Below are 12,067 nucleotides of genomic sequence, written 5' to 3' on the forward strand. Positions count from 1 at the left end.
CCACGTGACTTCCGTCAGTCTCGGTATGCCCGCCGTACCGCCCCCGCCGCTGGCCCCCCGCCGGGCCAGCCGCCAGATCATGGTCGGCTCGGTGCCGGTCGGTGGCGGTGCGCCGGTCTCGGTGCAGTCGATGACCACCACCCTCACCGCCGACGTCAACGCCACCCTCCAGCAGATCGCGGAACTGACCGCCTCCGGTTGCCAGATCGTGCGGGTCGCCGTGCCGTCGCAGGACGACGTGGAGGCGCTGCCGGCGATCGCCAGGAAGTCCCAGATCCCGGTCATCGCCGACATCCACTTCCAGCCGAAGTACGTCTTCGCCGCGATCGACGCCGGCTGCGCCGCCGTCCGGGTCAACCCGGGCAACATCCGGCAGTTCGACGACAAGGTCAAGGAGATCGCCCGGGCGGCCGGCGACGCGGGCACCCCGATCCGGATCGGGGTCAACGCCGGCTCGCTGGACAAGCGGCTGCTCGCCAAGTACGGCAAGGCCACCGCCGAGGCGCTCGTCGAGTCGGCGCTCTGGGAGTGCTCGCTCTTCGAGGAGCACGGCTTCCGGGACATCAAGATCTCGGTCAAGCACAACGACCCGGTGGTGATGATCCGGGCGTACCGGCAGCTCGCCGAGCAGTGCGACTACCCGCTGCACCTGGGCGTCACCGAGGCCGGGCCCGCCTTCCAGGGCACCATCAAGTCGGCGGTCGCCTTCGGCGCGCTGCTGGCCGAGGGGATCGGCGACACCATCCGGGTGTCGCTGTCCGCCCCGCCGGTCGAGGAGATCAAGGTCGGCAACCAGATCCTGGAGTCGCTGGGGCTGCGCGAGCGCGGCCTGGAGATCGTCTCCTGCCCGTCCTGCGGTCGGGCCCAGGTCGACGTCTACAAGCTCGCCGAGGAGGTCACCGCCGGCCTGGAGGGGCTGCCGGTGCCGCTGCGGGTGGCCGTGATGGGCTGCGTGGTGAACGGTCCGGGCGAGGCCCGCGAGGCCGACCTCGGCGTCGCCTCCGGCAACGGCAAGGGGCAGATCTTCGTCAAGGGCCAGGTCATCAAGACCGTGCCCGAGGGGCAGATCGTGGAGACGCTGATCGAGGAGGCGCTCCGGCTGGCCGACGAGATGGGCGCGGAGATCCCCGAGGAGCTGCGCGACCTGGTCCCCGGCGCGACGGTCACCGTGCACTGACCAACACCGACGAAGGGCCGGCTCTCCCGCGGGAGGCCGGCCCTTTTCGCGGCGTGGCCGGTGGGGTCAGGCCGGGGTCGGGCGGGGCACGGTGGCGAAGGCGGAGAGGGTGAACCAGCCGGGCAGGGCGCGGCGCACCGGCTCCGGGCCGGACACCTGCACCGCCCCGTCCCGTAGCGCCGCCGACCAGGTCAGGTCGCCCCGCCACACCTGGATCAGACCGCGCAGCCGGGCGGTGACCGTGGCGGTCACCGCGTGGCCCGGATCCACGTCGCAGACGTCGACCTCCGCGCCGGCGATCACCAGCCACCAGTCGCGCTGGCCGCGCGGCACGTCCGGGAAGGTGAAGCGGACGACGGTCCGCCCGGCGGGCACCGCGTCGTGGTCGACGTGCCGGTGCATGTCCCACAGCAGCAGCTTCGGGTCCAGGTCCTCGTCGCCCAGCTCGCCGATCCAGCGGATCCCCCACGCGCCGAGCGCCTCCAGCGCCGGCCGCAGCTCCTCCCCGGCGACGGTCGGCACGTACGCCCCGTCGGCCTGCCGCTGCACCACCCCGGCCCGGACGAGCTGGTGCAGCCGCCGGGACAGCAGGGTGGGGGACATCCGCGGCAGGCCGCGGCGCAGCTCGTTGAAGTGCCGGGAGCCGCTGAGCAGCTCCCGGACGACGAGCAGCGTCCAGCGTTCGTCGAGCAGCTCCATCGCCTTCGCGACCGGGCAGAACTGGCGGTACGGCGCACCCATGGCGGCAGCCTATGCCCACGCCGGGCCGGTGCCGGTCGGGAAGCCGACCGGTACAGATCTGGTACTAGGTGGCCCCGGCCGGGCTGCCTAGCGTCGGTGGGGAGCAGGACCGACCACGAGGAGACATGACATGACCACCGAGGCGATGGCGGCGGACCGGGCCGTGAAGGAGCGGCACCGGCAGATGTGGGCGCTGGGCGACTATCCGACCCTCGCGGACGAGATCATTCCCGAGCTGGGCGCCACGCTGGTGCGGGCGGCCGGCGTACGGCCGGGGGACCGGGTGCTGGACGTGGCCGCCGGCACCGGAAACGCGGCCGTGCCCGCCGCGCTGGCCGGGGCGAGCGTGGTGGCCAGCGACCTGACCCCGGAGCTGCTGGCGGCCGGGCAGGCCCGCGCCGCGGGGCGGGGCGCGGTGCTGGACTGGCAGCAGGGCGACGCGGAGGCGCTGCCGTACGGCGACGGCGAGTTCGACACGGTGCTGTCCTGCGTGGGCGTGATGTTCGCGCCCCGGCACCAGACCGCCGCCGACGAACTGGTCCGGGTCTGCCGGCCGGGCGGCACCATCGGCCTGCTGAACTGGACGCCGGGCGGCTTCGTCGGGCAGTTGTTCGCCACCATGAAGCCGTACGCCCCGGCGCCGCCGCCGGGCGCGCAGCCGCCCCCGCTCTGGGGCGACGAGGCGCACGTGCGGGCCCTGCTGGGGGACCGGGTCACCGATCTGGTCGCCCGCCGGGAGTCCGTCGTGGTGGACCGGTTCACCGAGCCGGAGGCGTTCCGCGACTACTTCAAGACCCACTACGGGCCGACGGTCGCGGTGTACCGGGCGAACGCCGGTGACCCGGACCGGATCGCCGCCCTCGACCGCGACCTCGCCGAGCTGGCCGGGCGGCACCTGGCGGCCGGCGCGATGCGCTGGGAATATCTGCTGCTCACCGCGGCGCGGTCGGGCTGAACCGGCGTGACCCCGGCGCGGGTGGCGGTTGCCCGCGCCGGGGCCGAAGCGGCGTTCACTCGGTTTCGGCGAGGATGGCGTACAGCTTGCGCCGGGTCTCGTCGAGCACCTGGGCGGCGCGTTCGCGCTGGTCGTCGGTGCCGGTCATCATCACCTGGCGCAGCGCGTTCATCGCCTGCAGGCCGGCCTCGCGGATGTCGTGCCAGCTGGCGACGGTGTCCTCGGCGAACTCCGCCCAGGGCGGGCTCTGCGCCGCCTCCGTCGCCTCGGCCCGCCCCTGCTCGGTCAGGGTGAACCGCTTCCGGCCGCCGCCGGACTCCTCGACGGTGACGACGACGCCCTCGTCCTCCAGCAGTTGCAGGGTCGGGTAGATCGATCCCGGGCTGGGCCGCCAGGCCCCGCCGGTGCGGGAGTCGATCTCCTGGATCATCTCGTAGCCGTGCATCGGCCGCTCGGTGAGCAGCGCCAGCACCGCACCGCGGACGTTGGGCCGGCGGCCCCGCCCCCGGCCCCGGCCGCCACGTCCGTGCGGGCCGTGCGGGAACGGGGGAAAGCCCATCCCGCCCATCCCGCGCATCCGGGCCTCGTGCAGCGCGTGCATTCGTCGGTGGAATCCCATTCGAACCTCCAGGGAACTATCGCTGATGCATCAACGATATATCGGCGATGCATCAGCGAAAAGGGTGGCGAGCCGGGCTGAGGGGCGGGTCCGACCGACGGGCCGGCAGCGCGTCTGGCAGGCTGGTATCCGTGCTGACGGTGCCGGTACGGCAACTCGGGGAATCGGAGCGCCGCTCGGTCGAGCGGCTGCTCGACCTCGACCCGTACGCGGGGGCGCAGGTCGCCGAGCGGGTCGCCGCGCGCGGGCTGGCCTGGTGGCGGGCCGAGGGCCGGATCCTCGGCTACGGCGGCCGCCGCAACCTGGAGTCGATCTGCTGGCTGGGCGGCAACCTCACCCCGGTGCTCGCCACCGAGCCGGCCGTCGCCGCCTATGCCGACCTGCTCGTCGGCGAGGAGCGGCTGTGTTCGTCGATCGTCGGCCGGGCGGACGCGGTGCTCGGCCTCTGGGAGCGGCTGCGGGAACACTGGGGCCCGGCCCGCGACGTCCGGGCCAATCAGCCGCTGCTGGCCGCCGACACGCTGCCCGACGTGCCGCCGGACCCCGAGGTGCGGCGGGTCCGCTCCGGCGAGGTGGACCGGCTCTTCCCCGCCGCGGTCGCCATGTACACCGAGGAGGTCGGCGTCTCGCCGCTGGCCGAGGACGGCGGGCGCGGCTACCGGCGGCGGGTCACCGACCTGGTCCGGGCCGGCCGGGCGTACGCCCGGTTCGTCGACGGCAAGGTGGTCTTCAAGGCGGAGCTGGCGGTGGTGACCCGGCGGACCGCCCAGATCCAGGGGGTCTGGGTGGCCCCCGAGTGGCGCGGTCGGGGCATCGCCACGGCGGCGATGGCCGCGGTGGTGCGGGACGCGCTGGTCCGGGTCGCGCCGACGGTCAGCCTCTACGTCAACGACTTCAACCTGCCGGCCCGCCGGGTCTACGCCCGGTGCGGCTTCCGCCCCGTCGGCACCCTCGCCACCGTCCTCTTCTGAGGTGCAAGGAAGGGCCCCCTGTTAACGCCTCTGGTAGAGGAGGGGCCCCCTGTTAACGCCTGCCGGCTAACGCCTGCCCCCTGTTAACGCCTGCCGGCTAACGCCTGCCGCGCCGGCGCGCACCGGGCTGCGGGGTGCGGGGGATCACGTGGGTTCGGCTTGAGGCGAACGGGACGGTCGGGACTATGCTGGGCATGTTTTTGTACTGACCAGTCAGTTTAGTGAGGAAGCCATGAGCGCCGTCGTCGAGGCCAGCGGGCTGGGACTGCGTACCCGCCGGGGCTGGGTGTTCCGGGACGTCGACCTGTGCGCCGCCGAGGGCGAGCTGCACGCGGTGACCGGGCCGCCCGGCAGCGGACGTACCTCCCTGCTGCTGGCGCTCGCCGGCCGCTTCCCGGTCGGCGAGGGGCGGGTGCTGCGGCACGGGCCGGCGGCGCTGGGCCAGGTGGCCGGCGTGCACGAACCCGACCCGGCGCTCACCGTCGCCGAGCACATCCAGGAACGCCTGCTGCTGCTCGGGCCGGTGCCGCGCCGCCGCCGCCAGCTGGTGCCGGTCGCCGCCGTCCGGGCCCGGCGGGCCTACCGCCGGGACGCCTTCGCGACCGCCATCTCCGGCGCGGGCTTCACCGGCGACGTGCCGTTCGACCCGACCACCCGGGGCCGCGACCTCACCCCGCTGCAACGTCAGGTGCTCGGCCTGGTCCTCGCCACGCTGGGCGGCCCGAAGCTGATCGTCGCCGACGACGTGGACAGCGGTTCGGACGCCCCCGAACGGGCCTGGCTGTGGGCGGCCATGGCCCGCCTCGCCGAGCAGGGGTACGCGGTGGTGGCCAGCGCCCGGGCCGTCGAGCCCGGCAGCGTGGCCGTCGTGCACCGGCTGGGCGACCCGACCGCCGTCCCGCCCCGCCCGGCCCTCGTCCCGCCCCCACCGCGCCCCGCCGCGCGCGATCTCGCCGGCCGACGCGAATCCTCCGCACGCGACGACTCCGCACGCGACGACTCCGCCGGGCCAGGCGAACCCGCCGCACGCGGCGATTCCGCCGGCCTGCGCGACTCCGCCGGGATCACCGACGCCGCCGTGCCGGACGACGACGCCGCAGCCGACCTGGTCGAGGTGAACCGATGAGCGTGTTCCGGCTGGCCCGGTTCGAGCTGAGCCGGATGACCCGGGGTCGGCTGCCGCGCGCCGCGCTGGCCGTGCTGACCGTCATCCCGCTGCTCTACGGCGCCCTCTACCTGTACGCCTTCTGGGACCCGTACGGAAACCTGAACCGGATTCCGGTGGCGATGGTCAACGCCGACCGGCCGGCCGAGGCGAGCGACGGCACGGTGGTGCACGCCGGCCGGGATCTCGCCGACGAGCTGCTGGACCGGAAGGTCTTCGGCTGGACGGTGACCGACGAGCGGGACGCCGACGCCGGCCTGCGCGACGGCCGCTACCACCTGGTCTTCGAGATCCCCGCCGACTTCTCCGCCAGCCTGGCCGCCGGCCCCGAGCCGGCGCAGACCGCCCGGCGCGGCGAGCTGAAGGTGGTAAACGACGACGCCACCAACTATCTGTCCGGGCTGCTGGCCCGCTCCGCGTTCGCCGAGATCCGGGCGGCGGCCGGGGAGAGCGCCGCCGCGAAGTACTTCGAGCAGATGCTGATCGGCTTCACCGACCTCAAGGCCGAGACCGGCCGGGCGGCCGACGGCGCCGGGCAGATCCACGACGGGCTGGGCGACGCCGAGTCCGGCGCTGGGCGGATCGCCGGCGGGATCGACCGGTCCGAGCAGGGCGCGCGGCAGCTCGCCGACGGCCTCGGGCAGGCCAGCCGGGGCGCCGACGAGCTGGCCGACGGCCTCGGCGAGCTGCGTACCGGCGCGACGCGGCTCGCCGACGGCACCGCGCGGGCCGCCGCCGAGACCTCCGCCGCCGCGAAGAAGGTCGACGCCGCCGCGGGGCGGATCGAGCCGGTGCTACGGGACAACGCCGACGAGATCCAGCGCGCCGCGACCGCCGTCGCCACCGGCGCGCAGGCGCTCGCCGACAACGTCGACGCGCTGCCGCAGACCGCCCGCGCGGCGGCGGCCGCCGCCCAGAAGGTCAGCGACCAGCTCGACGCGCTGGTCCGGGCGCACCCCGAGCTGGCCGACGATCCCACCGTGGTGGCCGCCCGGCGGGCCGCCGCCGACGCCGCTGCCAAGGCGCAGCAGGTGGTGGACTCCCTGGACGCCGCCGACCTGGCCGGGCTCAAGGCCCGGATGAACAGCGTCGCCGGCACCGCCCGGGAGATCGCCGCCGCCGCGCCGCACCTCGCCGACGACGTGGCCGCCGCCCGGGCCAAGGTCGACCAGCTCGCCGCCGGTCTGAACACCCTCGCCGACGGCAGCGCCAAGCTGCGCGACGGGCTCGGCGACGCCGCCACCGGCGCGGACGAGCTGCGCGGCGGGCTGTTCCGGCTGGCCACCGGCGCGCGGGAACTCGACGGCGGGCTCGGCCGGCTCACCGGCGCCCAGCAGCAGTTGGTCGGTGGGCTGGGCAAGCTGGCGGGCGGGGCCGGTGACCTGGCCGCCGGGCTCGCCGCCGGGGAGGAGAAGATCCCCGGGTACGACGACGCGGGCGCCCGCTCCGACGTCCTCGGTGACCCGGTGGCCCTGGACCGGCAGGCGCGGCACCCCGCCGCCTCGTACGGCGTGGGCTTCGCCCCGTACTTCCTCGGGCTGGCCCTCTGGGTTGGCGCGATGATCACGTACATGCTGCTGCGGCCGGTCAACCGGCGGCACGTGATGTCCGGCGCGGCCGCCTGGCGGGTCGCGCTCGCCGGCTGGCTGCCCGCCGCGGCGATCGGCCTGGCCCAGGCCGGGGTGCTCTTCGTGGTGGTCACCCAGGTGCTGGGGCTGGACCCGGTCCGGCCGTGGCCGACGCTAGGCCTGCTGGCCCTGGTGTCGCTGGCGTTCACCGCGATCATGCAGTGGCTCGGCGCCCAGCTCGGCCCAGCCGGCCGGCTCGCCGCGCTGGCCCTGCTGATGCTCCAGCTCACCTCCTCCGGCGGCACCTACCCGGTGCAGACCTCGCCCGGGTTCTTCCAGGCGATCCACCCGTGGCTACCGATGAGCTACGTGGTCGCCGGGCTGCGGCACACCATCAACGGTGGCCCGACCGGCCCGGTGCTCACCGGGGTGCTGGTGCTGGCCGGCTTCGGTCTCGGCGCGCTGGCGCTGACCGTCGCCGCGACCCGCCGCTCCCGGCGGCTCACCCCGGCGAAGCTGCACCCCGAACTGACCATGTGAGGATGCAGGTGGCCGGCGTACGGCCGGGGCGAGGGGAGGGCCAGTGGCGGACGGGCGGACGCGGCGGCGGGCGGACACCCGGCAGCGGCTCTTCGAGGCGGCCGTGGAACTCATCGCCGAGCAGGGCTTCTCCGCCACCACGGTGGACGACATCGCGGCCCGCGCCGGGGTGGCGAAGGGGACCGTCTACTACAACTTCGAGTCCAAGACGGTCCTCTTCGAGGAGCTGCTGCGGCACGGCATCGGCCTGCTCACCGCCGACTTCCGGGCCGCGGTGGCCGGCCTGCCGCCGCGCGAGGCGCTGGCCGCCCTGGTCCGCGCCGAGCTGGAGTACATCCGCCGGTACCGGGCCTTCGCCCAGCTGCTGCTGTCGGAGATGTGGCGGACCAACCGGGAGTGGCAGCAGACCCTGCGGCTGCTGCGCGGCGAGGCGATCGAGGTGATCGCGGAGACCGTGCGGGCCGGGGTGGCCAGCGGCGACCTGCCGGCCGACCTGGACGTGCGGACCGCGTCGTCGGCGCTGTTCGGGGTGGGGCTGGTCGTCGCCGTGGACTGGCTGGTGTTCCAGCCGGAACGCCCGATCACCGACGTCGAGGACGCGCTGCTGGGCATCGTCCGCCGGGTGGCCCAGACCTGAGACCGCCGCTGGGCGCGGGTGGCGGGGCCCTGAGGCCGCCGGTGGGCGCGGGTGGCGCGGCCCCGGGTGGCGCGGGGCGCGCGGCGTCTGCCGGCGGCGTAAATGCGTTGAACGGTCGTGGCCGGACGGCCAGGCTGGAGTCACCGCCCCCACCGACCCGACTCCGGGAGGACCGCCCATGCGCCTGCTCCGCGATCTCTGGGCCACCGCACCCCGGCGGATGGCGGCCGTCCTGCTGCTGATCGTGCTGGGCGCCGGTGGCCAGGCCGCCGCGTCCGCGCTGGCCGGACCGGTGCTGGTGCACCGCTCGTCCGGCTGGTTCGTCGCGCTGGCCGTCGCCCTGGTCGCCGCCGTCGTCACCGACCTGCTGATCGGGCTGATCATGGCCCGGCTCACCGCCGACTGGTCCGCCGACGTGCGCCGCCGGCTCTGCCGCGTCGCGCTCGGGCAGGAGCTGCCGGCCCTGGAGACCACCCCGGTGGGCGAGCTGCTCGACCGGATCGACAACGACGTCTACCAGGTCGCCGCCGAGCTGCGGAACACCGGCGTACGGCTGGTGTGGGGCGTCGCCGTCTGTCTGCTCGCGACGGTCAGCGCGCTGGTCGTCTGGTGGCCGGCCGGCCTCGGGATGGTGCTGCTCACCGCGCTGCTCGCGGCGGCGCTGCGCCGACCCACCGCCCGCATCGCCCCGGCCCGCGCCGCCGAGGAGGAGGCGTGGTCCGACCTGGCGGCCGTGATGGAGGAGGCGGTGCACGGCCAGGACGACGTGCGCACCAGCCTGGCCCGGCCGTACGTGCTGCGCCTCTACGCCCGCCGCGCGGCCGAGGTGATCGCCCGGGGCGGCCGGGTCTTCCGGCTCTCCGCCCGGGTCACCGGGGTGGCCACCGGCGGCGTCCGGGTCGGCATCGCCGGTGTGGTGCTGGCCGGCGCGTGGGCGCTTGCCACCGGCCGGGTGGACGCCGCCCGGCTCACCGCCATCTGGCTGCTGGCGATCGCGTTCGGCGCGACAGTCGAGCACATCGCCCGCTGGGTGCCGCACCTGCAACAGGCGTTCGGCGCGTGGGCCCGGGTGCAACTGCTGGCCGGCGCGCGCCAGGAGCCGGTCGGCGGGGCCGCACCGACCGACGGCGACCTGACCATCCGTGGGCTCACCTTCCGCTACCCGGCCACCGGGGACGAGCGTGGCCCGGCGCTGCGCGACGTGCGGCTCGACTTCGCCCGGGGCCGCTCGTACGCGCTGGTCGGGCGGACCGGCTCGGGCAAGTCCACGCTGGCCAAGGTGCTCACCCGGGCGGTGGAGGTGCCCCGCGGCACGGTGTTCCTCGGCGAGGTCGACCTGGTCGACCTGGACGTCGAGGAGCTGCGCCGGTGGATCGCCGTGGTGCCGCAGCGCACCGAGATCCTGGCCGGCACGCTCGCCGAGAACGTCGCGCTGTTCGACCCGGAGCTGCTCGACGCCGCCGAGCGGGCGCTCGCCGAGCTGGGCCTGGCCGGGTGGATCGCCGAGCTGCCCGACGGGGTGCACACCCGGCTCGGCGAGGGCGGGCACGTGCTCTCCGCCGGCCAGGAGCAGCTCGTCGCGTTCGCCCGGATCCTGGTCCGGGACCCGCACGTGGTGATCCTCGACGAGGCCACCGCCCGGCTCGACCCGGTCACCGAAAACCGGGTCCGGCAGGCCACCGAACGGCTGCTCACCGACCGGATCGGCATCGTCATCGCGCACCGGCTCTCCTCGGTGCGCCGCTGCGACGAGGTGGTGGTGATGGCCGACGGCGCGGTGCTGGAGGCCGGCCCGCTGCGCGAGTCCGCCCGCTTCGCCGAGCTGCTGGCCACCAGCCACGCCGGGGCGTACGCCGGCACCGGCGCCCGGCGGGGTGGGGTGGAGCTGCTCGACGCGCCCGAGCCCGACTGGGTCGACGCGCCCACGGCGCCGGCCGCGCCGGTCGGCGGGCCGCGCCGGGTCGCCGCGCCGCGCGCCGACCCGCCGCCGGCGCCCCCCACCCCGCGCGCCCGGACCATGCGGGAGATCCTCCGGCTGGGCGTCAACGATCCCCGGTACGGCCTGCTCTCCGTCGCCCTGTTCGTCGTGATGACGCTGCTCGGGCTGGACGGCTCGGTGCTGCCCTGGCTCTGGGCCGAGCTGGTCAACGGCGGCGACCCGTGGCTGCCGGCGCTCGGCATCGTCGCCGCGTTGCTGGTGGTGCTCCCGCTGCCCTACCTGACCAACCTGTGGTTCCCGCACTGGTGGATCCGGCAGATGCTGCGGATCAGCGCCCGGCTGGTGCACGGGCAGACCGGCGCGCGCCGGGTCAGCGGGCACACCCCCGCCGAGGTGGTGGCCCAGGGCGGCGACACCGACCGGGTGGTCCAGCTCGCCGACAACCTGATGGACCAGTTCATCTCGCTGGCCATCGTGATCACCATGACGCTGGTGACCGGCAGCCTCGTACCGGCGCTGTTCTTCGCCGGCACGATGGTGGTCTCCGGCCTGGCGGCGACACTGTTCGGTCCCCGGCTGGAGCGCACCGCCGCCGGCACCGTCAAGGCGCGGGCCGCGTTCGCCACCGCGCTGGTCTCCGCGCTCTCCGCCGCCCGCACGGTGAAGCTGGCCGGCGCCACCCGGCCGGTGCTGGACCATCTCGCCGGGCTGGACGTGGTGCGCAGCGAGCGGCAGCGCCGGGAGATCGCCATGCAGGTGTGGGCCCGGTCCACCCCGTCGATCGCGAGTGGACTGCTGCCGATCGGGGCCTGGGCGCTCTACCTGGCCGGCGGGCTCTCCGCCGGCGCGACCCTGGTCGCGGTCTCCACCCTCGGCGCGGCCCGCTGGTTCGCGTGGACCACCGCCGCGCTGGTCTCGCAGTATCCGTCGGCGCGGGTGTGGACCCGGCGGACCGTGGCGATGACCGGCCTGAGCACCTACTCCGCGGCGGTGCCCGGGCTGGACCTGGCCGCCGGCACCGCGCCGGCGCCCGAGCCGCCGCCCCGGCACCCGCTGCGCCGGCTGGAACTGGCCGGCTTCGGCGCGCTGCACTCCGACGGCACGCTGGCCGTCCGCGACGTCGACCTGGTGGTCGAGCGCGGGCAACTGGTGCTGGTGGTCGGCCCGGTCGGCGCCGGCAAGTCGTCGCTGCTGCGGGCGCTGGCCGGGATCGTGCACCACACCGGCTCGCTGCGCTGGAACGGCGAGCCGGTCACCGAGCCGGAGCTGTTCCTGCGCCCGAACCAGGTCGGGTACGTGGGGCAGCTGCCCCGGGTGCTCTCCGGCACGGTGGCCGAGAACATCGCGCTCGGCCACTCGGTGGACGCCGCCGGTGCGGTGTCGACCGCCCAGCTCGAACCCGACCTGGCCGCCGCCGGTGGCGGGTTGGGGCTGCTGATCGGGCACAAGGGCACCCGGCTCTCCGGCGGGCAGCTCCAGCGGCTGGCGCTGGCCCGCGCGCTCGCGCCGCGTACCGAGCTGCTGGTGGCGGACGACGTGTCGTCGGCGCTGGACGTCACCACCGAGCTGGCGCTCTGGGCGGCGCTGCGCGAGCACGGCATCACCGTGGTCGGGTCGACCGCCAAGCGGGCGGCCCTGGTCCGGGCCGACCACGTGGTGGTCCTCCAGGACGGCGCGGTGGCGGCCCAGGGGCCCTGGACAGCCCTGGAGGGGCGCTGGAGTCACCTCGCCGGTTGACCCGGCGGCCGGCCCGAA

Annotated in this window: 9 protein-coding genes; 7 read left to right on the forward strand and 2 right to left on the reverse strand. The window is 75.4% G+C overall.

From position 1 onward, the window contains the following. Positions 1–4: 4 nt before the first annotated feature. Positions 5–1,177, forward strand: coding sequence for a flavodoxin-dependent (E)-4-hydroxy-3-methylbut-2-enyl-diphosphate synthase (gene ispG, locus K7640_RS03865; RefSeq protein ID WP_222953291.1), 1,173 nt, complete (start codon positions 5–7; stop codon positions 1,175–1,177). Between the two features lie 66 nt (positions 1,178–1,243). Here the strand turns inward: ispG and K7640_RS03870 are convergent, their stop codons facing one another. Then, positions 1,244–1,918 carry a helix-turn-helix domain-containing protein gene (locus K7640_RS03870; RefSeq protein WP_222953292.1) on the reverse strand — a complete coding sequence of 225 codons (675 nt, stop codon included), beginning with the start codon at positions 1,916–1,918 and terminating at the stop codon, positions 1,244–1,246. Between the two features lie 130 nt (positions 1,919–2,048). On the opposite strand from K7640_RS03870, the gene K7640_RS03875 reads away from it, so the two are divergent. After that, entirely contained in the window at positions 2,049–2,873 is an 825-nt protein-coding gene (locus tag K7640_RS03875; RefSeq protein ID WP_222953293.1) for a class I SAM-dependent methyltransferase, read from the forward strand. Positions 2,874–2,928: 55 nt separating this feature from the next. Here K7640_RS03875 and K7640_RS03880 read toward each other — a convergent pair whose 3' ends face one another. Continuing rightward, positions 2,929–3,492, reverse strand: a complete 564-nt coding sequence (locus tag K7640_RS03880) for a PadR family transcriptional regulator (protein ID WP_222953294.1) — start codon at positions 3,490–3,492, stop codon at positions 2,929–2,931. A 131-nt stretch (positions 3,493–3,623) separates the two neighbouring features. Between K7640_RS03880 and K7640_RS03885 the strand changes: the two genes are divergently transcribed. The 5 genes from K7640_RS03885 (at position 3,624) to K7640_RS03905 (ending at position 12,049) form a co-directional block, all read left to right on the forward strand. After that, positions 3,624–4,463: a DUF4081 domain-containing GNAT family N-acetyltransferase gene (locus tag K7640_RS03885; RefSeq protein WP_222953295.1), complete on the forward strand. Its 840-nt coding sequence runs from the start codon at positions 3,624–3,626 to the stop codon at positions 4,461–4,463. 232 nt (positions 4,464–4,695) lie between these two features. Then, complete coding sequence (locus K7640_RS03890) at positions 4,696–5,589, forward strand: ABC transporter ATP-binding protein (protein ID WP_255608015.1); 894 nt, start codon at positions 4,696–4,698, stop codon at positions 5,587–5,589. Beyond that, complete coding sequence (locus tag K7640_RS03895) at positions 5,586–7,736, forward strand: YhgE/Pip domain-containing protein (protein ID WP_222953296.1); 2,151 nt, start codon at positions 5,586–5,588, stop codon at positions 7,734–7,736. The genes K7640_RS03890 and K7640_RS03895 overlap by 4 nt, the downstream gene beginning before the upstream one ends. Before the next feature lie 43 nt (positions 7,737–7,779). Continuing rightward, positions 7,780–8,373 carry a TetR/AcrR family transcriptional regulator gene (locus K7640_RS03900; RefSeq protein ID WP_222953297.1) on the forward strand — a complete coding sequence of 198 codons (594 nt, stop codon included), beginning with the start codon at positions 7,780–7,782 and terminating at the stop codon, positions 8,371–8,373. A gap of 178 nt (positions 8,374–8,551) precedes the next feature. Next, positions 8,552–12,049, forward strand: a complete 3,498-nt coding sequence (locus K7640_RS03905) for an ABC transporter ATP-binding protein (RefSeq protein ID WP_222953298.1) — start codon at positions 8,552–8,554, stop codon at positions 12,047–12,049. Positions 12,050–12,067: the final 18 nt, after the last annotated feature.

It is taken from the genome of Micromonospora sp. PLK6-60 (assembly GCF_019890675.1).
GTDB lineage: Bacteria > Actinomycetota > Actinomycetes > Mycobacteriales > Micromonosporaceae > Micromonospora.